This is a genomic window from Bradyrhizobium sp. Pha-3 (genome assembly GCF_042258615.1).
Classification (GTDB): Bacteria; Pseudomonadota; Alphaproteobacteria; order Rhizobiales; family Xanthobacteraceae; genus Bradyrhizobium.
The window spans coordinates 1,657,898-1,683,759 of record NZ_CP170152.1 but is presented as its reverse complement, the minus strand read 5'-3'; the positions used below and the strand labels follow the sequence as shown (position 1 = coordinate 1,683,759).

At 64.6% G+C, this 25,862-nt stretch carries 29 protein-coding genes; 18 read left to right on the top strand and 11 right to left on the bottom strand.

Features of this window, described 5'->3' with window-relative positions:
- Window positions 1-84: 84 nt before the first annotated feature.
- The 10 genes from napE to ACE10Z_RS07825 all read left to right on the top strand — a co-directional run bounded on the left by napE (window position 85) and on the right by ACE10Z_RS07825 (window position 8,024).
- Window positions 85-270: a periplasmic nitrate reductase, NapE protein gene (gene napE, locus ACE10Z_RS07870; protein ID WP_375787416.1), complete on the top strand. Its 186-nt coding sequence runs from the start codon at window positions 85-87 to the stop codon at window positions 268-270.
- A gap of 28 nt (window positions 271-298) precedes the next feature.
- Window positions 299-625, top strand: a complete 327-nt coding sequence (locus ACE10Z_RS07865) for a chaperone NapD (RefSeq protein WP_375787415.1) — start codon at window positions 299-301, stop codon at window positions 623-625.
- 42 nt (window positions 626-667) lie between these two features.
- Window positions 668-3,181 (top strand): nitrate reductase catalytic subunit NapA, encoded by a 2,514-nt coding sequence (gene napA / locus ACE10Z_RS07860; RefSeq protein ID WP_375787414.1) that lies wholly within the window; start codon window positions 668-670, stop codon window positions 3,179-3,181.
- Window positions 3,181-3,648: a nitrate reductase cytochrome c-type subunit gene (locus ACE10Z_RS07855; protein ID WP_375789774.1), complete on the top strand. Its 468-nt coding sequence runs from the start codon at window positions 3,181-3,183 to the stop codon at window positions 3,646-3,648. Before napA ends, ACE10Z_RS07855 begins: the two co-directional genes overlap by 1 nt.
- On the top strand, window positions 3,645-4,283 hold the full coding sequence (locus tag ACE10Z_RS07850; protein ID WP_298374339.1) for a NapC/NirT family cytochrome c: 639 nt from the start codon (window positions 3,645-3,647) through the stop codon (window positions 4,281-4,283). The genes ACE10Z_RS07855 and ACE10Z_RS07850 overlap by 4 nt, the downstream gene beginning before the upstream one ends.
- 102 nt (window positions 4,284-4,385) lie before the next feature.
- On the top strand, window positions 4,386-5,495 hold the full coding sequence (locus ACE10Z_RS07845) for an ATP-dependent RecD-like DNA helicase (RefSeq protein ID WP_375787413.1): 1,110 nt from the start codon (window positions 4,386-4,388) through the stop codon (window positions 5,493-5,495).
- A gap of 311 nt (window positions 5,496-5,806) precedes the next feature.
- Window positions 5,807-6,523, top strand: coding sequence for a peptide-methionine (S)-S-oxide reductase MsrA (gene msrA / locus ACE10Z_RS07840; RefSeq protein ID WP_375787412.1), 717 nt, complete (start codon window positions 5,807-5,809; stop codon window positions 6,521-6,523).
- Between the two features lie 145 nt (window positions 6,524-6,668).
- A complete protein-coding gene (gene msrB / locus ACE10Z_RS07835; protein WP_375787411.1) occupies window positions 6,669-7,082 on the top strand; it encodes a peptide-methionine (R)-S-oxide reductase MsrB in 414 nt (137 codons plus the stop codon).
- A 264-nt stretch (window positions 7,083-7,346) separates the two neighbouring features.
- The gene (locus tag ACE10Z_RS07830; protein WP_074131060.1) at window positions 7,347-7,511 is read left to right on the top strand and encodes a DUF3309 family protein; all 165 of its coding nucleotides are present in this window, start codon (window positions 7,347-7,349) and stop codon (window positions 7,509-7,511) included.
- Window positions 7,512-7,733: 222 nt separating this feature from the next.
- Window positions 7,734-8,024 carry a hypothetical protein gene (locus tag ACE10Z_RS07825; protein WP_375787410.1) on the top strand — a complete coding sequence of 97 codons (291 nt, stop codon included), beginning with the start codon at window positions 7,734-7,736 and terminating at the stop codon, window positions 8,022-8,024.
- A 67-nt stretch (window positions 8,025-8,091) separates the two neighbouring features.
- On the opposite strand, the gene ACE10Z_RS07820 is transcribed toward ACE10Z_RS07825, so the two are convergent.
- The 6 genes from ACE10Z_RS07820 to ACE10Z_RS07795 form a co-directional block, all read right to left on the bottom strand.
- Window positions 8,092-8,652, bottom strand: coding sequence for a DUF4112 domain-containing protein (locus ACE10Z_RS07820; protein WP_375787409.1), 561 nt, complete (start codon window positions 8,650-8,652; stop codon window positions 8,092-8,094).
- A 215-nt stretch (window positions 8,653-8,867) separates the two neighbouring features.
- Window positions 8,868-9,236 (bottom strand): Crp/Fnr family transcriptional regulator, encoded by a 369-nt coding sequence (locus tag ACE10Z_RS07815; RefSeq protein ID WP_375787408.1) that lies wholly within the window; start codon window positions 9,234-9,236, stop codon window positions 8,868-8,870.
- Between the two features lie 63 nt (window positions 9,237-9,299).
- Entirely contained in the window at window positions 9,300-10,922 is a 1,623-nt protein-coding gene (locus ACE10Z_RS07810; RefSeq protein WP_375787407.1) for an inorganic phosphate transporter, read from the bottom strand.
- 284 nt (window positions 10,923-11,206) lie between these two features.
- Window positions 11,207-11,641 (bottom strand): DUF5413 family protein, encoded by a 435-nt coding sequence (locus ACE10Z_RS07805; RefSeq protein ID WP_375789773.1) that lies wholly within the window; start codon window positions 11,639-11,641, stop codon window positions 11,207-11,209.
- Between the two features lie 193 nt (window positions 11,642-11,834).
- Window positions 11,835-13,436 (bottom strand): hypothetical protein, encoded by a 1,602-nt coding sequence (locus ACE10Z_RS07800; protein WP_375787406.1) that lies wholly within the window; start codon window positions 13,434-13,436, stop codon window positions 11,835-11,837.
- A 35-nt stretch (window positions 13,437-13,471) separates the two neighbouring features.
- A complete protein-coding gene (locus tag ACE10Z_RS07795; RefSeq protein ID WP_375787405.1) occupies window positions 13,472-14,764 on the bottom strand; it encodes an adenylosuccinate synthase in 1,293 nt (430 codons plus the stop codon).
- Between the two features lie 349 nt (window positions 14,765-15,113).
- Between ACE10Z_RS07795 and ybaK the strand changes: the two genes are divergently transcribed.
- Complete coding sequence (gene ybaK / locus ACE10Z_RS07790) at window positions 15,114-15,596, top strand: Cys-tRNA(Pro) deacylase (protein WP_375787404.1); 483 nt, start codon at window positions 15,114-15,116, stop codon at window positions 15,594-15,596.
- A 104-nt stretch (window positions 15,597-15,700) separates the two neighbouring features.
- Here ybaK and ACE10Z_RS07785 read toward each other — a convergent pair whose 3' ends face one another.
- The 3 genes from ACE10Z_RS07785 to ACE10Z_RS07775 are packed head-to-tail and all read right to left on the bottom strand — an operon-like array spanning window position 15,701 to window position 17,938.
- Window positions 15,701-15,904: a hypothetical protein gene (locus ACE10Z_RS07785; protein WP_375787403.1), complete on the bottom strand. Its 204-nt coding sequence runs from the start codon at window positions 15,902-15,904 to the stop codon at window positions 15,701-15,703.
- A 53-nt stretch (window positions 15,905-15,957) separates the two neighbouring features.
- Window positions 15,958-17,322: a cytochrome P450 gene (locus tag ACE10Z_RS07780; protein WP_375787402.1), complete on the bottom strand. Its 1,365-nt coding sequence runs from the start codon at window positions 17,320-17,322 to the stop codon at window positions 15,958-15,960.
- Window positions 17,282-17,938, bottom strand: coding sequence for an acyl-homoserine-lactone synthase (locus tag ACE10Z_RS07775; protein WP_375787401.1), 657 nt, complete (start codon window positions 17,936-17,938; stop codon window positions 17,282-17,284). Before ACE10Z_RS07775 ends, ACE10Z_RS07780 begins: the two co-directional genes overlap by 41 nt.
- A gap of 79 nt (window positions 17,939-18,017) precedes the next feature.
- On the opposite strand from ACE10Z_RS07775, the gene ACE10Z_RS07770 reads away from it, so the two are divergent.
- The 5 genes from ACE10Z_RS07770 (at window position 18,018) to ACE10Z_RS07750 (ending at window position 23,043) form a co-directional block, all read left to right on the top strand.
- Complete coding sequence (locus ACE10Z_RS07770; protein ID WP_375787400.1) at window positions 18,018-18,791, top strand: LuxR family transcriptional regulator; 774 nt, start codon at window positions 18,018-18,020, stop codon at window positions 18,789-18,791.
- A gap of 357 nt (window positions 18,792-19,148) precedes the next feature.
- Entirely contained in the window at window positions 19,149-19,535 is a 387-nt protein-coding gene (locus ACE10Z_RS07765; protein WP_375787399.1) for a hypothetical protein, read from the top strand.
- Window positions 19,536-19,962: 427 nt separating this feature from the next.
- Entirely contained in the window at window positions 19,963-20,889 is a 927-nt protein-coding gene (locus ACE10Z_RS07760; RefSeq protein WP_375787398.1) for a DMT family transporter, read from the top strand.
- Window positions 20,890-20,971: 82 nt separating this feature from the next.
- Entirely contained in the window at window positions 20,972-21,781 is an 810-nt protein-coding gene (locus tag ACE10Z_RS07755) for an MlaD family protein (RefSeq protein ID WP_375787397.1), read from the top strand.
- A gap of 107 nt (window positions 21,782-21,888) precedes the next feature.
- The gene (locus ACE10Z_RS07750) at window positions 21,889-23,043 is read left to right on the top strand and encodes an alpha-hydroxy acid oxidase (protein ID WP_375787396.1); all 1,155 of its coding nucleotides are present in this window, start codon (window positions 21,889-21,891) and stop codon (window positions 23,041-23,043) included.
- A 2-nt stretch (window positions 23,044-23,045) separates the two neighbouring features.
- Here the strand turns inward: ACE10Z_RS07750 and ACE10Z_RS07745 are convergent, their stop codons facing one another.
- The gene (locus ACE10Z_RS07745) at window positions 23,046-23,450 is read right to left on the bottom strand and encodes a hypothetical protein (RefSeq protein ID WP_375787395.1); all 405 of its coding nucleotides are present in this window, start codon (window positions 23,448-23,450) and stop codon (window positions 23,046-23,048) included.
- A 74-nt stretch (window positions 23,451-23,524) separates the two neighbouring features.
- Here ACE10Z_RS07745 and ACE10Z_RS07740 point away from each other — a divergent pair, with 74 nt between their 5' ends.
- The gene (locus ACE10Z_RS07740; RefSeq protein WP_375787394.1) at window positions 23,525-24,142 is read left to right on the top strand and encodes a TetR/AcrR family transcriptional regulator; all 618 of its coding nucleotides are present in this window, start codon (window positions 23,525-23,527) and stop codon (window positions 24,140-24,142) included.
- 113 nt (window positions 24,143-24,255) lie between these two features.
- Here ACE10Z_RS07740 and ACE10Z_RS07735 read toward each other — a convergent pair whose 3' ends face one another.
- Window positions 24,256-24,657, bottom strand: a complete 402-nt coding sequence (locus tag ACE10Z_RS07735) for a DUF1330 domain-containing protein (protein WP_097673176.1) — start codon at window positions 24,655-24,657, stop codon at window positions 24,256-24,258.
- 133 nt (window positions 24,658-24,790) lie between these two features.
- Here ACE10Z_RS07735 and ACE10Z_RS07730 point away from each other — a divergent pair, with 133 nt between their 5' ends.
- Complete coding sequence (locus tag ACE10Z_RS07730; protein WP_375787393.1) at window positions 24,791-25,636, top strand: HD domain-containing protein; 846 nt, start codon at window positions 24,791-24,793, stop codon at window positions 25,634-25,636.
- Window positions 25,637-25,862 lie beyond the last annotated feature (226 nt).

Here is a 25,862-nt window from a genome sequence, read left to right as displayed (position 1 = left end):
ATCAGTGCTTTTCTCCGGCTCAATCGTTACTTTCTGAGGAAGGCAACGAGGCCTTTCCCCCACATATTCCCAGCGAGACGACGAATGTCGGCCACAGGCGACAGCACGCGCGCGCGGCCGCGCCGCAGGCGCATGGAAATTTTTGCGTTCCTGATCCTCACCGCGGTGGTGATGCCCGCCCTGGCGGTCGCCACGGTCGGCAGCTACGGCCTTGCGGTGTGGATCTACCAGATGATGACGGGCCCGCCCGGCCCGCCTGCGCACTACTAGACAGCCCATTCAAGAACGGCGGTCCACCATGATCAGACCTCACACAACCATCGATCGCCGAGCCCTCATCACGGGCCAGTTGCCCCAGGTCGAGCGGGTGGTCGCCCCACCGGGGGGCGAGATCGCGAGCATCCTGGTGCAGGTGCGCCCCGAGCGCCTCGCCTCGGCCGAGCGCGCCATCACCGCGCTCGCGGGCTGCGAAATCTACCAGCGCGACATCAGGGGAAAACTCGTTGTCGTGGTCGATGCGCCCGATGCCGGCTCGCTCGGGACGACGCTCAACGCGATCAGCACGCTGCCCGACGTCTACTCGGCTTCGCTGGTCTTCCATGCCCTTGGCGTCGCCGGCGCCTGATCTCCTGTCTGCAAGTCCGATACGCCACAAGAGAGACGCATCATGACCGCATCCAAGCTTGATCGCCGCCAGGTGCTGAAACTGGAGGCCGCAGCCATGGCCGCCATGGCGGGCGGACTGCCGGTTGCTGCCAGCGCTGCCAATCTCGTCACCGATCGCGGCGAGAGCGAGTTGAAATGGGACAAGGCGCCATGCCGCTTCTGCGGCACCGGTTGCAGCGTGATGGTAGCGACCAAGGACAACCGCGTCGTCGCTACCCATGGCGATATCAAGTCGGAGGTCAATCGCGGGCTCAACTGCGTCAAGGGCTATTTCCTGTCCAAGATCATGTACGGCCATGACCGCCTGACGCAGCCGATGCTGCGCAAGACGAACGGCAAGTTCGACAAGAACGGCGAGTTCATGCCGGTGTCATGGGACGAGGCCTTCGACGTGATGGCCGAGAAGTACAAGGCGGCGCTGAAGAAGCGCGGGCCGAGCGGCATCGGGATGTTTGGGTCCGGCCAGTGGACGATCTGGGAAGGCTACGCCGCCTTGAAGCTGTTCAAGGCGGGCTTCCGCTCCAACAATATCGACCCCAATGCCCGCCACTGCATGGCGTCCGCGGCGGCCGGCTTCATGCGCACCTTCGGCATCGATGAGCCGATGGGCTGCTATGACGACATCGAGGCCGCGGATGCGTTCGTGCTATGGGGCTCGAACATGGCCGAGATGCACCCGATCCTGTGGACTCGGGTCGCCGACCGCAGGCTCTCCGCGCCGCATGTGCGCGTGGCCGTGCTGTCGACATTCGAGCACCGCTCTTTCGACCTCGCCGACATCGGGCTGGTGTTCAAGCCTCAGACCGACCTTTATCTGCTCAACGCGATCGCCAATCACATCGTCAAGACCGGTCGGGTCAACCGAGACTTCGTCGGCAAGCATACGGTTTTCAAGCGGGGGCAGACCGACATCGGCTACGGCCTGCGCCCGGAACATCCGCTGGAGAAGAAAGCGACCGGGCGCGCCAAGGCGGGCGACGCCACCGACATGAGCTACGACGACTACGTCAAGTTCCTCGCCGACTATACGTTGGAAAAGGCCGCAGAGATGTCCGGCGTGCCGCTCAATCGCCTGGAGGCGCTCGCCGAGCTCTATGCCGACCCGAAGGTCAAGGTCACGAGCTTCTGGACCATGGGCTTCAACCAGCACACGCGTGGCGTCTGGTGCAACAACCTCGTCTACAACATCCATCTCCTGACCGGAAAGATATCCGAAGCCGGCAACAGCCCGTTCTCGCTGACCGGCCAGCCCTCGGCGTGCGGCACGGCACGTGAAGTCGGCACCTTCTCTCATCGCCTGCCGGCCGACATGGTGGTGACCAACAAGGAGCACCGCGACAAGGCCGAGCACATCTGGAAGCTTCCCGAGGGCACCATCCCGGACAAGCCCGGCTACCACGCGGTCCTGCAGAACCGCATGCTGAAGGACGGACTGCTCAACGCCTACTGGATCCAGGTCAACAACAACCTGCAGGGCGGCGCCAACGCCAATGAGGAGACCTATCCCGGCTACCGCAATCCCGAGAACTTCATCGTCGTGTCGGATGCCTATCCGACGGTGACCGCGCTCGCCGCCGATCTCGTGCTGCCGACGGCGATGTGGGTCGAAAAGGAAGGCGCCTACGGCAATGCCGAACGCCGCACTCACATGTGGCACCAGCTTGTCTCGGCGCCGGGCGAGGCGCGCCCGGACCTCTGGCAGGTGATGGAGTTCTCCAAGCGCTTCAAGGTCGAGGAGGTCTGGCCGGAGGAATTGCTGGCGAAGAAGCCGGAATATCGCGGCAAGACGCTGTTCGACATCCTGTTCCGCAACGGCGAGGTCGACAAATTTCCCGTCACCGACATCGAGGCCGGCTACGCCAACGACGAGTCCAAGGCATTCGGCTTCTACGTGCACAAGGGACTGTTCGAGGAGTACGCCTCGTTCGGCCGCGGTCACGGCCACGATCTGGCACCGTTCGACACCTATCATCAGGTTCGCGGACTGCGCTGGCCGGTCGTCAACGGCCAGGAAACCCGCTGGCGCTTCCGCGAAGGTCTCGATCCCTATGTGCGGCAGGGGGCCGAGGTGCAGTTCTACGGCTTCCCGGACGGCAAGGCGCGCATCTTCGCGTTGCCCTACGAGCCGCCGGCGGAATCCCCCGACAACGACTATCCGTTCTGGCTGTCGACCGGCCGTGTGCTGGAGCACTGGCATTCCGGCACCATGACGCGGCGCGTGCCCGAGCTCTACAAGGCGTTTCCGGAGGCCGTCTGCTTCATGCACCCGGACGATGCGACGGAGCTCAAGCTCAGGCGCGGCGACGAGGTCAAGGTCGAATCGCGCCGCGGCTTCATCCGCGCACGGCTCGAAACGCGCGGCCGCGACCGGCCGCCGCGAGGACTGGTGTTCGTGCCCTGGTTCGACGAATCGAAGCTCATCAACAAGGTGACGCTCGACGCCACCGATCCGATTTCACTACAGACCGACTACAAGAAATGCGCCGTCCGCATCGAGAAGGTGGCGACGACATGATGATGAAATTCCGCAGTCTGCTTCTCCTCCTGATCCTGGCCGCGGGCTCTGGCACCCTTGCCGCCCAAGGACTGAACTCCGGCCTGCGCGGCCCGGCGCCGCTCAACGAGGAAGGCCCGGCGCCGCCGATGACGGGACCGCGCAACAGCTCCGAAAAGGAGGTGCGCAACTATCCCGAACAGCCGCCCGTCATCCCGCATTCGATCGACGGCTATCAGGTCGACATCCAGGGCAACAAATGCCTGTCCTGCCATGCCCGCGCGCGCACCGGCGAGTCCCAGGCGCCGATGGTCAGCATCACCCACTTCATGGATCGTGACGGCCAGTTCCTCGCCTCGGTATCGCCGCGCCGGTTCTTCTGCACCGAATGCCATGTGCCGCAGAACGTGGTGACGCCGCCGGTGACCAACGACTTCGTCGACATTGACACGATGCTCAACCGCGCTGCCCCCGGTGGCCGCAGATGAGCAGCGTCGATCCTCCCGCCGGGCGGCAGGGCTTCATTGCGCGTGCATGGCGTTTTGCCGTCGAGCTCTGGGGCGTCCTGATCCGGCCGAGTTCGGTGTTCGGGCTCGGCGTGCTCGTGCTCGCCGGCTTCGTCGCCGGCGTGATCTTCTGGGGTGGCTTCAACACCGCGCTGGAGCTGACCAACACCGAGAAGTTCTGCACCGGCTGTCACGAGATGCGCGACAACGTCTTCGCGGAGCTGAAATCGACCATCCACTTCAGCAACCGGTCCGGCGTGCGCGCCAGCTGTCCGGATTGTCACGTCCCCCACAATTGGACCGACAAGATCGCTCGCAAGATGCAGGCCTCCAAGGAAGTCTGGGGCCACCTGTTCGGCAGCATCGATACCCGCGACAAGTTCATCGACCACCGTCTGGAGCTCGCGCTGCACGAATGGGCCCGCTTCAAGGCCAATGATTCGCTTGAATGCCGCAACTGCCACAGCGCGCAATCGATGGACGTCACCAAGCAATCGCCCCGGGCCAGCATCGCACATGAGCGCTTCCTGTTCTCAGGCGAAAAGACCTGCATCGATTGCCACAAGGGCATCGCCCACAAGCTGCCCGACATGCACGGTATTCCGGGCTGGCAGTAGTGCCCGCCGCCTTGCGCGGACGGCTCGAATGGTTAGGTTTGGGGTCCGAGTCGCGGCGATGCCCCGCTGGCTCCCTCTCCGAAAGCCCCAAGACAGCCTCACGTGACCACCTTTACGCCGCACCAGGACTCCGCGCTGAAAGCCGTTGCCGACTGGCTGAAAGCCAAGCCCGGCCAGAACGGGACGCCGCCGGTGTTCCGCCTGTTCGGCTATGCCGGAACCGGCAAGACCACGCTCGCCCGCCACATTGCCGAAGGCGTCGACGGCGAGGTGAAGTTCGCGGCTTTCACCGGCAAGGCAGCGCTGGTCATGCGCAACAAGGGTTGCGACAGCGCCTCCACGATCCATTCCCTGATCTACCGCGCCCGCGAGTCCGGCGTCGAGCAGCCGAGCTTTGAGCTGTGGGACGATGCGCCGGCATCAAAAGCCAAGCTGATCGTGATCGACGAATGTTCGATGGTCGATGCCGAGCTTGGCCGCGATTTGATGTCATTCGACTGCCCGCTGCTGGTGCTCGGCGATCCCGCGCAATTGCCGCCGATCCAGGGCGGCGGCTTCTTCACCGACGCCGAACCGGACGCGATGCTGACCGAGGTGCATCGACAGGCGCAGGACGATCCGATCGTGCGGATGTCGATGGATATCCGCGAGGGCCGCGAGCTCGAGATCGGCCGCCATGGCGAGAGCGAGGTGGTCTCGCGCAAGGAGCTCGATCCGGACCGCGTGATGAGCGCCGACCAGGTGCTGGTCGGCCGCAACAACACCCGCCGCGCCTACAACATGCGGGTGCGGCAGCGGCAGCACATCGAGGATCCCCTCCCGGTCGCCGGCGACAAGCTGGTCTGCCTGCGCAACAACCGCAAGAAGGGCCTGTTCAACGGCGGGCTGTGGCGGGTCAAGGCGCGCGCGCAGTCGAAATCCAAGATCATCACCATGCGCGTGATGCCGGACGAGGATTTCGGCTACAAGGTCACCAAGGTCTCGGTGCGCGGCGAATGCTTCGACGGCGGCGTCGAGGGCGTGCCGTGGGAGCAGCGCAAGCCCTATGACGAGTTCGACTATGGCTATGTACTGACCGTACACAAGTCGCAGGGCTCGCAATGGGACGACGTCGTGCTGTTCGACGAGAGCTTCGCGTTCCAGGATAGCCGCGCAAGGTGGCTCTACACGGGCATCACGCGGGCGGCGAAGCGGCTGAGCATCGTGGTGTGATCGTTCCGCGCACTCCGTACTTCCATAGACCCGTCATCCTGAGGAGCCGCGAAGCGGCGTCTCGAAGGATGCACGGCCCGGCTGTTGGCCGATTCATCCTTCGAGGCTCGCTCCGCTCGCACCTCAGGATGACGGGTGTAAAGCACCTACACACCTGAATAACCGGCATTTCCCTCACGAAACCGTGTGGCTGGCGCCGTAACAAAGCGCCCCCTCGCCCGTATTTTGAAGCGTCGGAGCAGCCCGGCCCGGTTTGCCAATGCCGGCTCCCGCTCTAGACTGGCCCCCAACTGCGATCCCACGAGGAACCCATGCCCAAAAGCTCCCTCAGCCGCCTCTCGCTTTACGCCGCCGCGATCGGCGCGCTGGCCGTCACAGCTTTTGCCGTTGCGCCCTCGCTTGCCGCCGAGGACGCCGTGGTCATTCCGGCGCCGGCCGCGAGCGCCCCGGAAACCGGTATCAAGACCGCGGTGCTCGCCGGCGGCTGCTTCTGGGGTGTGCAGGGCGTGTTCCAGCACACCGCGGGCATCGTCAGCGCGGTGTCCGGCTACTCCGGCGGCAGCAAGGCGAATGCCGACTACGAGAAGGTCTCGACCGGCACCACCGGCCACGCCGAGTCCGTCGAAATCAAGTACGACCCGCAGAAGATCTCCTACGGCAAGATCCTGCAGATCTTCTTCTCCGTCGTGCACGACCCGACCCAGCTGAACCGCCAGGGCCCCGACTCCGGCACGCAATATCGCTCGGCGATCTTCACGACCAGCGACGAGCAGAAGAAGGTGGCGGACGCCTATATCGCCCAGCTCAACGCGGCCAAGGTCTACAAGAAGCCGATCGTCACCAAGGTCGGCGCGCTGGAGGCGTTCTATCCGGCGGAGGGCTACCACCAGGACTACCTGACGCTGCACCCGAACCAGCCCTATATTGCGTATAACGACATCCCGAAGGTCGAGAACCTGAAGAAGATCTTCGCGGAGAACTACATCGAGAAGCCGACGCTGGTGAGCAGCACCAAGGTCACCAACTGACGGAATAGTCACCGTCATTGCGAGGAGCCAACGGGTCCGGCCTTGGCCGGCCCGATGATAAACTCCGCGGACGAAGCAATCCATGTGCGTACCTCACACTGGATTGCTTCGCTTCGCTCGCAATGACGACAACAAGGGAGTTTCCATGTCCGACACCAAAACCGACGGCAAGGTCCACAAGAGCGAGGCGGAGTGGCGCAAGGAATTGACGCCGATGCAGTACGCCGTGCTGCGGGAGAAGGCGACCGAGCGGCCGTTCACCGGCGAATACGAGCATGATCCCCGCAAGGGCACCTATGTCTGCGCCGGCTGCGGCCAGACGCTGTTCGAGTCCGACCAGAAGTTCGATTCCGGCTGCGGCTGGCCGAGCTTCTCCAAGCCCGCGGCCGAGGGCCATGTCGACGAGGAGCACGATATGAGCCACGGCATGATCCGCACCGAAGTGCTGTGCTCGAAATGCGACGGCCATCTCGGCCATGTCTTCAACGACGGCCCCGGCCCGACCGGGCTGCGCTACTGCATCAACTCGGCGGCGCTGAAGCTGAACGAGAAGAAGTAACGGCTGCAATTTGTCACGCGCGGGCTTGACCCGCGCATCCATCGAAAGAGAGAGCGTTTCTGCACGATGGGTTGCCGGGTCGAGCCCGGCAACGACTAGGTAGGCTTGGCAAACATCCCGCCTCAGCCGCCCCCGGCGCCCGACAACATCCTCGTGATCGGCCGGCGGCCTTAACGACTTGCGCCCCGGAATGTGCTTTGCTGTGAATTCGCGGGGCCGTCGGCGTCTCGCCGAGCGGCTGCCGCCTGTTCTGAGGAGGGCGCCATGTCGCTCGGACTGATCCTCATCATCCTCCTGCTGGTTATCCTGCTGGGCGGCTATAGCGGCCGGATCCGTGGCTATGGCTACGGTCTCGGCCACTCCGGAATGGGCCTTTTCGGGGTGATTTTGATCGTGGTCGCGATCCTAGCCTGGCTCGACAAGATTTAATGGCTTTAAGCCATTGAAATATATTGATTTATATTGATTGACCGCGTGCTATGCGCGGATTCAGCATGTGCCCTGCCGGGGGCGCTTCGGGGGTCGCATTTTTGTCAAAGAGGCTTATATTAGGGATCGAAATGACATGTACGGCGCGCCGCCGATTATAGGCCGCCGTCCCCCAAAATCCCTTTCGCCGCTCTATGCCAAGAACACAAGAGGTCGTCGACCATGCGTCCCCTGCGTCCGTTCAACTATAACACGTCCGCCGAACTGTTCCCTGCCGCGATCCGCAAGAAGAAGCGGGCCGGCTTTGCCTACCGCCGTTTCGGCACTGCTGCCGAGGCCGTGCAGTTCGCGATGGAGCAGCTGCCGGCGGATTCGCTGAACGGCGCCTATCTCCAGGTCGAGGAAGCCCGTTTCGACCAGAACGGCATCCGTTCGCTGTATGAGAGCGAAGGCTTCCCGCTGCCGCGCCGTCCGCGCCCTGAGCCGGCCCAGACCGACGCCGACGCAGCATAGACTTTCTGCTCGTCGCTAACGAAAAGCCCTCGGACCGATCCGGGGGCTTTTGTTTTGGGAAGCTACGCTAAATCCTGGGCTGCTTGTCGAGCCAGCGCCGCAGCATCCGCACATTGCGGATATTGGCGCGGAACATGACGTCGAAGGCATCGCCCGCCACCGGCACCATGCCGACCACGCCGTCGACCGCGACATTGGCAAGCATCCGCGCGGTGATGTGCCAGGGCGCGCCCAGCAGACGGGCTTCACGCACCAGCCACAGCGAGATCGCGGTGGTGATGAGATCGCCGATCACCGGGATCAGGCCGATCAACCCGTCGATGCCGTAGCGGACATTGGTGCCCGGCACGACGAAAGCGACGTCGAGCAGCTTTGCGATCATCTCCAGCCGCGCGAGCCGCTCCTCGCGCGTCAGGTTGCCGAACGGGTTGGCGGTGGAGTTGCGGAAGTCGAAGCGGAAGCCGTCCTGAAACGCTCCCTGAAAACCTTGGAACTGCGGATGTAGCAGGCCATCGCCGAGCTCGCGCCCGTCCTGATCGATGACCTTGCCGCGCGCCTGCGCCCCGCCGAAAGGCGGCCGCGATCGCGTGGCGTGGGGGGAGAAAATGTCGTCCTCGAGCATGGCCATCACATGGTAACGCAGGCAGGTGGTTCAAGTTGCGTCACATTACCACTGTGTCACATTCAAGGCCGTCACGCGCAAGGCCGCATCACGTACCGCCCGCCGCGGACGGCGTCAGGCCGGAGCGGCGACGGACGGAAACGTCCGTCATTTTTCTTGTAGCGATCAGCGAGCGCGTTTGCGCGCGATGCGTGAATGGCGAGAATTGATGTTCGCTTCTCTCAGTAGACGCCCTTGTTCATGTTTCTGAGCCGCTGGGCCAGCGTCCTCATCACCTTCAGGGCAAAATGCGGCGTCTGGCTGACGAGGAAGAGAAACTGTTTTTCCGAGACCGGGACGAGCTCGACATCCGTGAGCGCCGTGGCGGTCGCACTCCTTGGCTCATTGTCGATCAATGCCATTTCGCCAAAGATCGTGTCGGCCGGCAGGTCCGCCATGGTCTTGTTGCCGACCTGAATGCGCACGTAGCCGCTCTTGATCACGAACAGCTCGTTGGCCTGCTCACCCTCGCGAAAAATAATGCCACCGGCTCGGACCAGGCGCGTTTCGATATCGTTGCCCGTCAGAAGGCTGAAGCTTGCATCTGCCACTCGAAATTCCTTTCCCCGAACCCGGATGCAGATCTCATGCATCCGGTCGTCTTGCTGCTCCGGCTAAAACAAATGCGCGAAAACAAAGTAGAGAATGCCCGAGATCAGCATCGCCATCGGCAGGGTCAGGACCCAGGCCATCGCGATGTTGCGGATCGTCGACCATTGCAGGCCGGACCCGTTTGCGGTCATGGTGCCCGCGATGCCGGACGACAGCACATGCGTCGTCGACACCGGCAAGCCGTATCCGTCCGCCGCGGCGATGGTCGCCGCCGCCGTGATCTCGGCGCAGGCACCCTGCGCATAGGTCAGATGGGTCTTGCCGATCTTTTCACCGACCGTCACGACAATCCGTTTCCAGCCAACCATGGTGCCGAGGCCGAGCGCGATGGCGACCGCGATCTTCACCCAGGACGGAATGAATTTGGTCGCGGCATCCAGCGATCCCTTGTAGCGATTGAGCGTCGCAACATCGGCATCGTTCAGGCCGTTGTCGCTGCTCTTCATGAGCAAGCGCAGCGCCTCCGACACCAGATACATGTCGTTGCGCGTGTTGCCGACGGTCTCGGCCGGGAATTTCGCCAGCGAACCGTACTGAACGACCTGGTCGCGGATTTCGCCGACGAGAACGGCGAGTGACGGATAGGTCTCGTCGCTGAGTTGCCGAAGCGCGATGTAGTTCGTCACTGCCTGGCGCGGATTGCCCGTCACCTTGCGATCGGCTCCCTTATCCTCGATGACCTTGCTCGCCGCCGCCGAATTCGCGGTGAATGCCTCGATCTGGCTCGCAGGCATCGCGCGGTTGAGCGCGTAAGCGGTTGGGACCACGCCGATCAGGATCAGCATGATGAGACCCATGCCTTTTTGACCGTCGTTCGATCCGTGGAAGAAGCTGACCAGGGTACAGGTCAGGATCAGGATGCCGCGAATCCACCATGGCGGCGGCTGATCGCCTTTCGGCTCGCCGAACAGCGCCGGCGTTGCGCGCAGCAGCGCGGTTTTCAGCCCGTAGAGCAGGATGGCAGCGAGCGCAAATCCGAACAGCGGCGACAGCAGCAGCGCCTTGCCGGTGTTGACGGCTTGCGACCAATCCACGCCGGATGTCCCCTCCCGTCCGTGCATCAAGGCGTTCGCGATACCGACGCCCATGATCGATCCGATCAGGGTGTGCGAACTCGAGGCGGGCAATCCGAAATACCAGGTACCCACGTTCCAGATGATGGCGGCGATCAGAAGGGCAAACACCATCGCAAAACCGGCGCTGCTGCCGACCTGAAGGATCAGTTCGACCGGCAACAAGGAGACGATGCCGAAAGCAACGGCGCCGCTGGAGAGCAGGACACCGATCAGATTGAAGAGGCCCGACCAGACAACGGCAATGTGGGCCGGCATCGAACGCGTGTAGATCACGGTCGCGACGGCGTTCGCCGTGTCGTGAAAGCCGTTGACGAATTCGAAGCCGAGCGAGATCAGCAGCGCAACGAACAGCAGCAGGAACGCGAGATAAGAGGTCTTGCCGGCGCCCGTCGCGCCGACATCCGCGTAGATGCTGTAGGCCACGAACAGCAGCGCGGCTCCGATCACGCCGAGATAGATGATGCCGGTGAGAGGATGAAAGCCTTTCTCGAGATCGGGCCCGCCGCTACGCGCAGGCTCGATCGAACCAGGTAACGCCACATCGCTCATATGATCGCCCTCATGGCCGCGGGAGGACAAAAGCGGCCATGTGACATTGGGACTATGTTTACATGACGCCCATGTGACAGTTCCGTGAACGCCAATGCGCCCGGTTTGCAGCCGGCACCCAATGCATTGACATGATTACTATAATGGCGCGACCCGCCGCCCACCGTGCGTTAGACACTGCCTCTTATCCGGCCGCGATGCGCTCATTGCGCCAACCGGTCAAAAATCGCCGATCACGCCGAAGCTGACGACTTCTGCTTTTCCGCAATTAACCCGTGCATGCGCTAGTGCTGGGATGCCGGCGTCGCCGGCACGTGCTGCTCTTCGGCATATTTGTGCGCCAGCCAGGACGTGATGACGCCCGGGATGAAGCCGACCAGCCCGTAGAGGATGAACTGCACCGGGCCGCTTTCGGAGCCGTGCGAGGCGTAGGTCAGCGCCGCACCGACGAACGCCACCGCGCCGACAATGAACATCCGCACCGTTGGCGTGATCCGCCGCATATGCATCAGGATATCGTCGATCGCACCGAACATCAGCGACGGCACGATGCCGAACAGATAATTGTATTGCAGCGACTTCACGAACACGACGAGCAGCTTCGCCACTTCGCCGCCATTGGTCTCGGTCCAGTAGCCGGACTGATAGGTGGTCATGAGCAGCAACAGGAAGCCGCCGATGAATGGCCCGATGGCTGCGAAGATCAGATAGCGCTTCATGGCGTGCCCCTGCCCGACATCAGGCGAGTGTAACGCAGTCACGCGACGGTTCTAGGGAAAATCGAAAGCGCCCTGCAATGTTCCGGCATCATCGCGTCGATGCGCTGCAACAACCAGACTTCGCTGCGATACGGAATCGCCCGGACTGAGCCGGGCGATGAGATCGTGAGTACCGAGGTGAGCGCTAAGGCTTTTACTCACCCCACGCCGCGAAGGCGTCGTTGAAGGCGCGCTCGCCGGGGGCGCCCTTTTCGATCGCGATGATGGCGCGGCGCTGGTTGGTGTAGACCAGCGGCACGTCGAACCAGGAGCGCTCCTTCAAGAGCTGCAGATTGCGCGAGCGGTCGGCGTCGACATTGGAGAGGCCGACCAGGAAGAAGCCGTCGGTGACCTTGACCGCGAGCCCGGCCAGCGGCGTGCCGCGGGCCTGCTCGTTGGACTTCATCAGGATGCCCGGCACGTTGCCGACACCGCCATTGGCGAAGTCCTGCGGCAGGATGAAGGTCAATTCCGCGGTGTGGCTCGCCGGCAGCGATGAATCGGTGTTGCGGCGGAACGACATCGTCATCTTGAACTTGCGATCGGGGATGTCGATGTCGGCGCGCACGGCGATGTCGGGCTTCTGGTTGCCCGATCCCTTGACCTGCTCGGTGCGCCAGACCACCGAACCGACATATTGCTTGCCCTTCGGATCCGACGGGTCCTCGTCATAGAGCACCACGCGCTGCGCCACCGGAGCGACCGGCTCGCCCGACGAGGGCTGGCCGACGCGGTCGGTGATCTTCTTGCTCGAAGGCGTCGCCGCGGCATCCTTCGGCGCCTCGACAGGGGCGGAGGATTTCAACAGGCTGCTGACATAGGTCAGGGCCGGCTTGCCCCAGAGAATGCCGGCGCCGGTGAGGATCAGCAGGATGCCGATCACGATCGCGGTCTTGAACGGGAACATCGAACCGACACGCGGCCGCTTCGGCTCGCGCTCGGCATTGCTGCCCCGCGCGCGTGGCGGCGGCGGCGCCTGGGGCGGCTGCGGGGTGTAGCGCTCCGCCTCCTCGATCGACTCGTCGTAGGAATACGGCGCCTCGGGATCGCCGCCGCGGTTTTCGAGGCTCGGCTCGAGCCGGTCGAATTCCGGCGAGGGCGACGGCACGTTGGCGTAGGTCTTGCGCGCGTTGCGGCTGGCCTGCGCCGCGGCACGCCCGAGATCGTCGGCGTCGGCGGTGATGTCGCGGAAGCCGCGCACACCCGGGGCAGCCGGCGGCGTCGGGGGCGGCGCTCCTTCGGGGCCACGGCGCGGCGGCGTCGGCCGGGCCTGCGGCGCCTGGGTATCGGTGCCGGCAGCAAGCTGCGGGTTCTGCGGCCGCGGCGGGGCCGGCGGCGGCGCGTCGGGGCGCAAATTGCGCGGCGGGCGCGGCTCGGCCGGCGGCCGCGGGCGCGCGGCATTGTCGGCGGGATTGGCCTCGGACGGCCTTGCACTTGCCTCCGGCGGCCTTGGATTTGCCTCCGGCGGCCTTGGATTGGCCCGGCGCAGCGGGTCGCTGCTGCGGGCAGTGCCGCCGCCGGGGCGCGAGGCCTCGCGGGCGCGCTGCGCGGCCTCGGACTCGACCTTGCGCACCGCCTCTTCCAGCGACAGACGCTCGCGGGTGATCTCGGATTCGGAGAGCGGCGGTTGCACGCCGCGGAGTTGCTGGATCAACGCCGTCCGCGCCCGCGCATACAGCGCACGGCGGGCTTCGCCGGGGGCGTTGGGGTCCAGTCCGGCGATGGCACGGGCGATCAGCGGGTAGTAGTCAGCCATTTCCACACAATTGGTGGGATATCGGTAATATCCCGTTAAGCCTCGAACGGATTCTGTACCAGAATAGTATCTTCACGTTCCGGGCTGGTGGAAAGCAGGGTGACCGGACACCCCACCAGTTCCTCGACCCGGCGGACATACTTGATGGCCTGGGCCGGCAGGTCCGCCCAGGACCGCGCATTGGCGGTCGGCTGCTTCCAGCCCTCGATAATCTCGTAGATCGGCTCGATGCGGGCCTGCGCGCCCTCGCCCGCCGGCAGATGGTCGATTTCCTTGCCGTCGAGCTTGTAGCCGATGCAGACCTTGATGCTATCGAACCCGTCGAGAATATCGAGCTTGGTCAGCGCCAGCCCGGCAATTCCGCAGGTGCGGACGGTCTGCCGCACCAGCATCGCGTCGAACCAGCCGACCCGGCGCTTGCGCCCGGTGTTGACGCCAAATTCCTTGCCGCGGCGGCCGATTTCCTCGCCGATCTCGTCGTTCAGCTCGGTCGGGAACGGACCCTGGCCGACCCGGGTGGTGTAGGCCTTGCAGATGCCGAGCACATAGCCGACCGCGCCCGGGCCGAGGCCGGTGCCGGTCGCGGCCTGCGCCGCCACGGTGTTGGACGACGTCACATAGGGATAGGTGCCGTGGTCGACGTCGAGCAGCGCGCCCTGCGCGCCCTCGAACAGGATGCGCTTGCCCTCGCGGCGCTTGAGGTCGAGCAGCCGCCACACCGTCTCGGCATAGGGCAACAGCTTCGGCGCCAGCGCCGTCAGCTCGGCCAGGATACCCTTGCCGTCGATCTCCTCCAGATTGTTGCCGCGGCGCAGCGCATTGTGGTGCGCCAGCAGGCGTTCGATCTTGTGCGGCAGGGTATCGAGATCGGCGAGATCCATCAGGCGGATGGCTCTACGGCCGACCTTGTCCTCATAGGCCGGGCCGATGCCGCGGCGGGTGGTACCGATCGAGGTGACGGCGTTGGAGGATTCGCGCAGCGAGTCGAGCTCGCGATGCAGCGGCAGGATCAGGGTGACGTTCTCGGCGATCCGCAGATTGTCCGGTCCGACCGCAACGCCCTGCTCCTTCAGCTTGGCGACCTCGTCGAGGAAGGCTTGCGGGTCGAACACCACGCCGTTGCCGATCACGGCGAGCTTGTTCGGGCGCAGCACGCCGGAGGGCAGCAGCGCCAGCTTGTAGGTCTCGCCATTGATCACGAGGGTATGGCCGGCATTGTGGCCGCCTTGGAAGCGCACGACGATGTCGGCCTGTTCCGACAGCCAGTCGACGATCTTGCCCTTCCCCTCGTCGCCCCATTGGGCGCCGACGACGACAACATTGGCCATTGCGAAGATGTTCCCTTCAGGTGTTTCAGAGACCATGATCGCGGCGAAAACGCGTCCGCCCACAGCGACCATGCATGATATGCCCAGCCCAAATCGCGGCGCCCGGCCGCGCGCACGCAAGGCGCCTACCGGATAAAGGAAGCGGGTCGGCTGCGCAAGCAAGAACGGGGTCGTTTACGCCTTTTAGAGGAGCGACAAGCCTTTGATATCCCCCGAAAATTCCATGCCGCGCCCGGCGGCGCCGGACTGGCGGGAATTTAATGTTGGGGTGGCCTGACCCTGACCCTTCGGCCGATTGATCGCCGGGCCCATTGCGGCGATCATTCGGCCGTATCAACCGGCCCGGACCATGCCCAATTCCACACAAGCAACGATGGCGCTGCGCAAGCTAGGCATTGCCTTCAGGCTCCACACCTATGTCTACGATTCCAGCGCCGAGAGCATCGGGCTGCAGGCGGCGGAGGCGCTCGGCGTCGATCCCAACCGGATGCTCAAAACGCTGATGGCGGAGGTCGACGGCCAGCCGGTCTGCGCCGTGGTGCCGTCCGACTGCGAGGTCAGCATGAAGAAGCTTGCCGCAGCCCTCGGCGGCAAGTCGGCGAAGATGATGCGCCCGGCCGATGCCGAGCGGCTGACCGGCTACCATGTCGGCGGCATCAGCCCGTTCGGCCAGAAAAAGAAAGTGCCGACCGCGATCGACGAGACCGCGTTCACCCATGTCACCGTGTTCGTCAATGGCGGCCAGCGCGGCCTGCAGATCGAGATCGATCCGAACGACGCCGCGCTCGCCGCCGGCGCCACGATGAAGGCGCTGGTGGCGACGCAGGACTAGAGCTTCGCTTCCGATTGAATCAGAAGCGAAGCTCCAGCTTCTTGTCTTGACGCGTTTTCTTCACGCGAACCGATGCCCACTTCGCTCGAAAACGCTCTGCGCGATCAATGCGAGGGCTTGTCCCTGTTGAACTCCGCGCCGACGTAATCGGACAGGCCGGACAATTCCTCCGCCGAAATATCGTTGACGTTGAGCCTGAGCTGCATGATCGCGAGGTCGAGCAGATGTGCGGCGAAGGTCGCGCCGGCCGCCGTCACGATGCTGCGCTGCTCGATCAGCACCGCGATGACGTCGCGCAAACTGCGCATTTGCACTTGATCCATGGCCCTTTGCCCGATGCTGGCCGTCGTGATGTGTGTTGTCATTGGGATACCGATTGTAATGTGCTGATGGACGCCGCGTTGGCGGATGGGATGTATGGCAGCCGCTCGGCTTCCTCGCCGAGATGCAGGCTGCGCGATGGCATCTCGCGGACTTCGATGTCGATCTTCATCGGCGGCGGAATCAGCGTCACCGAGGCTTTCGGCCATGGCGCCGGATTCGGGCTGACGGCGGTGAAGCGATAGGCGGCTGCGATCTCGAGCGCGAGCAATTGCAACTCGAGCATCGCAACCCCCATCCCGGCGCAGGCGCGCGGGCCGGCGCCGAACGGGACGTAGGCGTCGGTGTTGTAGCGCCGCGTCATCAGGAAGCGGTCGGGATCCTCGAAATGCCTGGGATCGCGCTGCAATTGCCAGGGACAGATCAACAGCGAGGTGCCGACCTTGAGCTCGCGCCCGCCGATCGTCACCGGCTGCATCACCTCGCGCGAGAACCACCAGGCGCTGGGATAGAGCCGGCAAACCTCCTTGACGAACGTCGCGCTCAGATTGGCGCGCTTCACCGCGTCAAGCCGCAGCTCGCCGTTGTCGCCAAGGCACTCCGCCGCCTCGTCGGCAATGTCATCCATCAGGGCGGGATCGGCGGCCAACTGGTAGAACATCCACGCCGCCGTCGAACCCGTGGTGTGATGGCCGGCCAGCAGCAGCGTCAGGATCTCGTCCTCGAGATCGCGATCGCTCAGGCCGAGCGCTTCGAGATCGCGCAGCGCGCTGCTTGAGCCCGCCTTGCGGCGCAGGCGTTGCACCACCGTCGACATCGCAAGCTTGGCGCAGACCCGATTCTGCCGGCGCCGATACCAAGCCACCGGACCGAACGGCAACGCGCGGAACATCTCCTCGGCCAGATCGTCCTCGATCACGCCGACGGCCTGAACCAGCGCTTCCTCGTCGCCGGACGACATCACCTGGGAGCCGAAGATCGCGACGCAGATGGTCCGGAGCGCCAGCATCGCCGTGACATGGTGCGGATCGAACGATCCGAGCCGCGCCAGGCTGGCACCGACCGCGCGGATCTCGGCGCACATATGCGGCAGGAATTTCTCGACGCTGCCCTTGGCCATGTGCTTCTGCAGCACCGTGCGCCGCCGCTTGTGCTCCTCGCCGCTCAGCATCAGCGAGCTGCGGCCGAGCACCGGCGTCAGCTTCTTGATCAGCTTGCCCTTTCCGATGTCGGTCTCCGGCGCCTTGAGGATCGGGCGCAGCAGATCGGGATCGTTCACCAGAAAGACGGGCGCGGGACCGAGCCGCAGCGGCACGAGCCCCAGCTCGGCCTCGTTGCCGCGCGTCAGCAACAGACGCAGCGGGTCACGCTGGAATGCTCGAACGTCCGAGAACATGTGAGGCATCGTGGATCTCCAATTGCCGTCCAAGGTCGAGGAATTTGGTCAGGCCGGGATTGTCGGAAAGACCAAGCGGGATTTCTCCGGCGAGCGCCGTCAGCGGGCGGCCCATGCGATCATTGCCGATCACCTGCGGCGGGCCGTAGCGGCGGGTGCGGATCTCCATGCGGGTGAGAAAGCGCTCGTAGGAAAGGTCGGCGAGCGCGACGAGCGCCGCCGCCCCGCGCAGCTCGGCGAAGCGGAACATCAGCGCGTAGTTCACGCGTGCCGTCCGCGATCGCGCGGCGCTCGGCAGCACGCCGAAACGGCTGATTTCCCAGGCGTCGCGGCGGCTCGGAAAGCGGCGCACCGCAAGCTGCGGGAACACCGACTTGGTCAGATAGGGATAATCGGTGCGGATCGCACGGAAGCCGCCGACCAGCTCGACGCCTGAGAACAACAGGCAGTGCTCGGTGTACCAGCAGTCGAACTGATCGCGTTCGACGTCGCCGGTCGTGCTCAGAAGCCAGCCGCAATGGTCGACGAACAGGCGCTTGCGCAGCCGCAACATCGCCCCGACATGCGCCGGATCAAGCTCTTCCCTGGTGATGAGTGCATGATATCCGTCCAATGAATGCGGCATTATCCTTTCCTCCAAATGCGGAACATCTGGAACGAAAGGGGTTAACTGTGGTACCCCCGGAAACCGGGGGTTTTAGTCAATGGGCCTGGTAGACGCGATTGCAACCATCGAGGCGTCGGATACCATCGACGAGCTCAGCTCGTCATTGCACCGTGTCATCCAGAACTACGGCTTCTCGGGCTTCGCCTTTGTCGATGCCGGCCGGCCCGACCTTGATCTGCCCTATCACGTCGGCACCTTTCCCGATGCGTGGAAGCGGGCGTATGTGCAGAACGAGTTCGTCCATGCCGATCCGGCGCTGGCGCGGTCGCGACGCACCAACACGCCATTCAGCTGGAGCAGCCTGAAGCTGCCGGAGCGAAGCGGGCACAAGCGGGCGCCCGAGGCCAAGACGATGGATGCCGCCCGGGAGTTCGGCTTCAAGGACGGCTTCGTGGTGCCGTTCCATTATCGCGACCGGCTCGGCGCCGTGCATTCGAGCTCGACGGTGTTCTTCTGGGAAGACGAGCGGCGCGACTTCGACAAGCTGTTCATCTGCCACCGCCATGAACTGCATCTGTTGATGATCTACTGGGTGCAGCGGGCGATGGACATCGTCAACCGCGACCAGCGCAATGCGCCGACCATCCTGAAGCCCGCCGACGCCGCCGAGACCATCAAGCTCACGGGGCGCGAGAAGGAAGTGATCGCCTGGGCGGCACGCGGCAAGACCGTGGCCGACACCGCGCAGATCCTCGGTATTTCGCCGGAGACCGTGGAAGGCTTCATCAAGCAGGCGCTGCGCAAGCTCGAGGCCTCCAACAAGACGCATGGGGTGGCGAAGAGCATCGCGCTCGGGATCATCGACCTGTGAGCGGCAACGCCGCGAACTGTGGCAAGGTCACACACCTGGGTTGGATTCGCCTCGACGATAACCCCTAGATTGCATTCGTATACGATCTTGATAATAAGGCTGCGGCCTGATGACAGGGATTTCAGACCATGGGTGCGTATTGCGGTGCCCGCCCGGCGCGACTGCCTGGCTGTCGTGAAAGCACGGATCGTCCTGCACCTCGCCCGGTGCGCCCGGACCGATTGTCGGTCCGGGACCGATTGTCGATCCGGGTGATCCGTAGAAGTCCCGTCGCGACGAACCCCTGTTCCATTTGCTACCAATCATCGTCGCGGACATGCTGTCGACGGACGTAGCTGGAGATCGCCCAGGCGCACCATGAGCACATCGCAGGACGACCAGATCGATCAACTGGTGCAGGCGCGCTGGCGCGCAATGGGGCTGTCGCAGGCAGATCTCGCCGAGATCCTGTGCGCGGGGGCCTCCCTGCACAAGAACGGCGTGGACGGCACCGTCAAAATCGAGACCGGCCGCCTGGCGACCGTCGCCGAGATGCTCGGGATCGCCGCCGACATCCTCAATCGCCGGCCCGCCACCACAGCGCAGACACAGGGCGGCCAGGCGTCGGAATCGCTGCAATCCCTGCTCGAGCTGCGCATGCTGCGGGTGTTCCGCGACGTCAGGGACCCCGACACCAAGCGGATCCTGATCGAGCTCGCCGAGCAGATCGTCAAGCGCCAGACCACGCCACCGGAGACCAGCTAGAGCGAGATGAAGTTAGCTTGAATCCGTTCGGCCTCGGGTTCGGTTCACCTCTCCCCAGCGGGGTCGAGACGAGCGAAGCTCGCTCTTAGGTCGATTTGCGTAGCAAATCGGGTGAGGGGCCGCAGCTCCAACGAGGGACCGTAACCCCTCACCCGGCGCTGCGCGCCGACCTCTCCCAAGGGAGAGGTAAACCTCCGATGCCGCTCCTATTCAACCTGATCTCATCATGCTCTAGAGGCTTGTGGCGGAGGCCCGGCAAAGCGCCATCGCGCCTTCCGTAAGGGGCCTTCGCGCATGGTCGCGATGCGTCGATCCCCATTGATAGAACGGCGGAATCCGTGTCTGTGACAGGGCACCGGGGAGATCCGTACCGGCCCTGCGACGGCCGGGTGGGCGGGCCGCGGCGTCGTGAACCCGGGCCTTTTGAATGTCTGCCTCCGATTCCACCACAACGCCTGCGTCCGGCGCCTGGATCGCCAACCAGCCGTACCTGTTGCTCTGCATCACCGCGATGTGCTGGGCCGGCAATGCGATCGTCGGCCGGCTCGCCGCCGGCCACATTCCGCCGGTGACGCTGTCGTTCCTGCGCTGGTTCGTGGCGTTCCTGATCATCCTGCCGTTTGCCTGGAAACACCTCGCCAGCGACTGGCCTGCGATCCGCAAGAATCTCGGCATCATGATGCTGCTGTCGTTGACCGGCATCAGCGCCTTCAACACGCTGCAATACTGGGCGCTCGAGCACACCCAGGCGCTCAACACGCTGCTGCTGCAATCCTCCGTGCCGCTGATGGTCGCGCTGTGGTCGCTGATCCTGCTCGGCGCGCGGCTGACGCTGGCGCAGCTCTGCGGCGTGTTGCTGTCGCTCGCCGGCGTGCTGGTGATCCTGCTGCACGGCGATCTCACGACGCTATCGAAGATCGAGTTCAACAAGGGCGACCTGATCTTCATCGCCGCGCTGGTGATCTTCGCGCTGTACTCGGTGCTGACCCTGAAGCGGCCCAAGATCCACGGGCTGTCGGTCGCGGCCTTCACCTTCGGCTGCGGCGCGCTGTTCCTGGTCCCGTTCCTGATCTGGGAACTCGGCGCGCGTCCGGTGATGCAGCTCACGACCGGCAACCTGCTGTCGCTGTTCTACGTCGCGGTATTCCCCTCGACGGTGGCCTATCTGTGCTTCAACCGCGGTGTGCAGCTCATTGGCGCCAACCGCGCCGCGCCGTTCTTCCACATGGTTCCGGTGTTCGGCACCATCATGTCGATCGTGTTCATCGGCGAGCATCCGCAGGCCTTCCACTTCGTCGGCTTCGCGCTGGTGCTGGCCGGCGTCTTCGCGGCGTCGCGGAGGCAGTCGGCCTGATCTTGCCCGCCGGAGGCGCGGTGACTATCGGCGGCAAATCCGCTATCTCTTGAGGTCTGCTTCGCGGACAGGTCCCAAACGCATGGCGCGCGCCAGCAATCTCGTGATCGGCACCCTGACGCTGGCCCTGATCGCCGGCTCGCTCGGCGGCTGGCTGGGCTATCAGCGCTATGCCGGCATCAAGCGGATGGTGCCGTTCCGCGTCGTGTTCGAGGGCTCGGCCTCCGGCCTGCGCCGCGGCGGCAGCGTCAACTTCGCCGGCGTGCGGATCGGCGAGGTGGTCTCGATCCGACTCGACCGTCACCGCGTGGTGGCGATGACGCGGATCGAGGGCAACGCCCCGATCAAGAAGGACACCCAGGTCGGCCTCGAATTCCAGGGCCTCACCGGAATCGCCTCGATCTCCTTCACCGGCGGCACCGACGATGCTCCGCCGCCTGCGCTCGGCGCCGACGGCATTCCCGAGCTGACCGCCGACGCCGAAGGCACGATGGGCATTCAGGAGAAGCTGCGGGTCGCGCTGCGCAATGTCGACCGCGTCATCACCGAGAACGAGGCCGACATCAAGGACTCGCTGCTCGGGCTCGAGAACTTCACCAACTCGCTGTCCGGCAACGGCGAGCTGATCGCGGGCTTCATCGATGCCGCCGACGACGGCATCAGCACTGTCGACGCCAAGCTGACGTCCGCCGACAAGTTCCTGAAGAGCTTCGGCAGCGACAAATATGGCGGCGAGCTGCTGCCGACCGTGATCTCGCTGCGCGAGCTGATCCAGAGTTTTGACAAGAAATCCGGCGCCATGATCGCCGAGACCCGCAAGACGCTCACCGACGTCAGCCAGTCGGTCAACAAGTTCAACGAGAAGTTTGTCCAGCCCGCCGCCAGGCGCTAGCCTCGCGTTCCAGCCAAGAACCAAGAACAACGGAAACGCCCAACGTGCACGACCGGACCGCAGCCCCTTCCCCGCTTCCCGCAACCGTCAACCGCGCGGCGAGCGCCGTGCCCCGGCATTTGCGGCGCTATCTGACGCTCGACGATTTCGAGCCGCAGGCGCGGCGGCTGTTGCCGAAATTCCTCTACGGTTACATCTCCGGCGGCGCCGAGACCGACGCGGCGCGGTCAGACAATCGCCGGGCCTTCGACGAATACGGCTTCGTGCCGCGCGTGCTCAAAGACGTCTCCGGCCGCGACCAGACCACGACGCTGTTCGGCAAGAGCTACGCCTCGCCGTTCGGAATCCCGCCGATGGGCTCGTCGGCGCTCTGCGCCTATCGCGGCGATATCGTGCTGGCGCGCGCAGCGGCCGCGGCCAACGTCCCGATGATCCTCTCGGCCTCCTCGCTGATCACCTTGGAGGACGTCCGTGCCGCCAACCAGCAGGCCTGGTACCAGGCCTACCTTGCCGGCCTTCCCGAGCGGATCGAGCCGCTGGTCGATCGCGTCGCGGCGGCCGGCTACGACACTTTCGTCGTCACCGCCGACGTGCCGGTGCCACCCAACCGCGAGAACAACATCCGCAACGGCTTTCAGGTGCCGCTGGAGATCACGCCGCTTGTGTTCTGGGACACCATCACCCATCCGGACTGGCTGCTGAACACCTGGGCGCGCACCGTGTTCAATCACGGCATGCCGCATTTCGAGAACATGGACGCCAAGCGGGGCCCTCCTGTGCTGTCCAAGAATTTGATGCGCAACATCGGCAGCCGCGACCAACTCGCCTGGAAACACGTCGAGCTGATCCGCAAGCGCTGGCGCGGCAAACTCGTGGTCAAGGGGCTGATCTCGCCGGAGGATGCTCGGCTGGCGCGCGAGCACGGCTGCGACGGCGTGATGGTCTCCAACCATGGCGGCCGCCAGCTCGACTACACCGTCTCCGCGCTGCGCACGCTGCCGGAGATCGCGGCTCAGAAGGGTAGCATGACCGTCATGATGGACGGCGGCATCCGCCGCGGCACCGACGTGATCAAGGCGCTCGCGCTCGGTGCAGACTTCGTCTGGATCGGCCGCCCGTTCCTCTACGGCGCGGTGGTCGCAGGCGAGGCCGGCGTAGCGCGCGCGATCTCGCTGCTGCACGCCGAGATCGACCGCGATCTTGCGCTGCTCGGCATCCGCAGCCTGAAAGAGATCACGGCGGACCTGGTGCGGAAGTTCTGAGCTCACGCGTAGCGCGCAGCGCCCATGCAGATCGCCGTGATCGCGAGCAGCCCGGCTGCGATGCGGTGGGCGATCGCGAGCCGCGAACGCGCGGCTGACACCTCGGCCGCGCCATTGCGCAACTGCCTGATGGCGCCGCCGCCGACGATGATCTGCACGGCAATGGCGGCCAGCGCGGCGATCGCGCCGCCCGCCAGGATTTGCTCCGACAGCGCGAACGAACCTTCATGGACCAGGCGCCACAGCGTGGCGCCGGTCACGATCGCAACCGTCGCCGCGCCGATTTGCGGAACCAATAGCTTCTCGCCACCGAGGCCGCCGGTGCGCGCCAAAGTGAAGCTGGAGCCAGCCCAAAACACCGATGACAGGACATGAAGGGACAGGGCTATGATGAGGGCGGTCTGCATGATGTCGCTCCAATGGGCATTGAAAATTAGATATACATAATGTATAGTCAATCTGACGAAAGCAAGGCCAGCCGATGCCGCCGCGCAGTTATGTGAGCCCGGCGCGCAGCGCCGCCGCCGCCGAGACCCGCGAGCGCGTGATCGAGGCGGCCTCGCGCACGCTGCGCGAAGGCGAGAGCATTTCGCGCTTCTCGCTGGATACGGTGGCGAAGGCCGCCGGCGTCACCCGGCTGACGGTCTATAACCAGTTCGGCTCGCGGCGCGGCCTGCTCGAAGCCGTGTTCGACGAGATCGCGCGCCATGGCGGGCTGCATCAGCTCGCCGACGCCATGGCGATGGCCGATCCGCGCGCCGCGCTCGACCGCATGGTCGAGATCTTCTGCGGCTTCTGGAGCCGGGATTCCGCGGTCGGACGCCTGCACGACGCGATGGCGACCGATCCCGAATTCGCCGAAGCCGTGCGCGAGCGCAACGAGCGCCGCCGCCGCGCCGTCACCGCATTGATCGACCGCATCGCCGGCAAGGGCGCGTCGCAGCATGCCCGCAAGGATGCCGTCGACCTGATCTTCGCGCTGACGAGCTATCCGACCTTCGCCTCGCTGAGCGCGGGGCGGTCGCGGGATGAGGTCTGCCGGGTGGTGCAGGCCGCCTGTCGCGCAGCCCTTGCGCCGCTAAACAACCCGTCATCCTGAGGAGCCGCGAAGCGGCGTCTCGAAGGATGAATCGGCCCCAGCCGGGCCGCCGACCCTTCGAGACGCGCTTCGCGCTCCTCAGCGTGACGGTGTAGGCAAAGCGCACCCACGCTTCACCCCACCTTGAACTTGCTGTAGGCCTCGCGCGTCGCGATGATGACGTGCTCCTCGCAGCCGTTGCGGCGATGCGGATCGCAGCGGGTCTCGTAGTCGGCCGAGGTCATCATGTCGAGGAACGCCGCGACGCTCGGGTAATAGACCAATGCGAGGTAATCCCAGCGTTGGCCGGCCGGCTCGCCCAGCGCGACCGTCTCGGCGCTGCCGGTCCAGAGCAGCGTGCCGCCGCGTGCCTTGATCATGGGGACGGTGAGCGCGCTGTAGCGCAGATACGCATCCCAGCCCGAGCCGTCGCCATCGAGCGACCGCTGGCGAAATCGCATCAGATTGACCATCACGACCGGAGCCTTTTGGTCCAGTTCGCTCAAGCCTTTGACGTTCAAGAGATCGACACCCATCCACCAGCTCCCGCCCAAAGTCGTATCAGTCCGGGCCGGGTCGGTCCGGCCGCAACGATTATGTCACACCGCGGGACTACCCTGAAATGCTGCCAGGCCGTAAGCTCGTTCCCCGATCTCGGAGGTCAATGCCGTGATGACCCTTCCCGAACTTGCGGCCGACGCGCTCGGCAAATTCCTCGGCGAATACATGCAGCGCCGGTTCGGCTCTTCGCAGACCCAGCTGGTCGAGATGGTGCCCTCGATCGCGCGGATCGCGATCGAATGCATCGGCAACAGCGACGCACTCTACCACAATGTCGAGCACACCATGCTGGTGACCCTGGCCGGCCACGCCATCCTGCGCGGCCGCGCGCTGCACTCGCACATGAGCGCCGAGGACTATGCGCATGTCATCGTCGCCTGCCTCACCCATGACATCGGCTATGTGCGCGGCCTGTTCGATGCCGACGACCAGGACGGCTATCTGGTCGCTGCCGACGGCCGCAAGGTGATCCTGCCGCGCGGCTCGTCGGATGCGGCGCTGATGTCCTATCACGTCGACCGTTCGAAGATCTTCGTGAGGGAGCGCCTCAAGGGCGTCGCGCTCCTCGACAAGGAGCGCATCGCGCGCGCCATCGAGGGCACCCGCTTTCCGCAAAGCGCGCCGGATGGCAATGAGGAGTTCGGCGAGGAGGCCATCCTGCTGCGGGCCGCCGACCTGATCGGCCAGCTCGGCGATCCCCATTACATCCGCAAGGCCAACGCGCTGTACCTCGAATTCGAGGAGGCCGGACTGAACCGCCAGCTCGGCTACGATTCCCCGGCCGATCTCGTCGACCTCTACCCGCGCTTCTACTGGGACAGCGTCGCGCCGCATGTGCAGAAGGCGATCCGCCACCTCAACATCACCTCCACCGGACGGCAATGGATAGCCAATCTCTACAGCAACGGGTTTCGCGCCGAGCGCGACATCTCGCTGTCGGGGCCGCAGAAGTAGGCGGGTATCCGAGACACGCGCAGGCCGCGCACAAGAAACTATCCCCGTCACCCTGAGAGGATGTGAGGCTATGTCCTCGTCCACCGCTGTCATCGCCCGGCTTGACCGGGCGATCCAGTACGCCGCGACCTCTCGGCTCAAGCACCGCGGTCTCTGGGATACTGGATCACCCGCATGCGCGGGTGATGACACTGAGCAAGCTGAGCAATCACCCCGTCACCCTGAG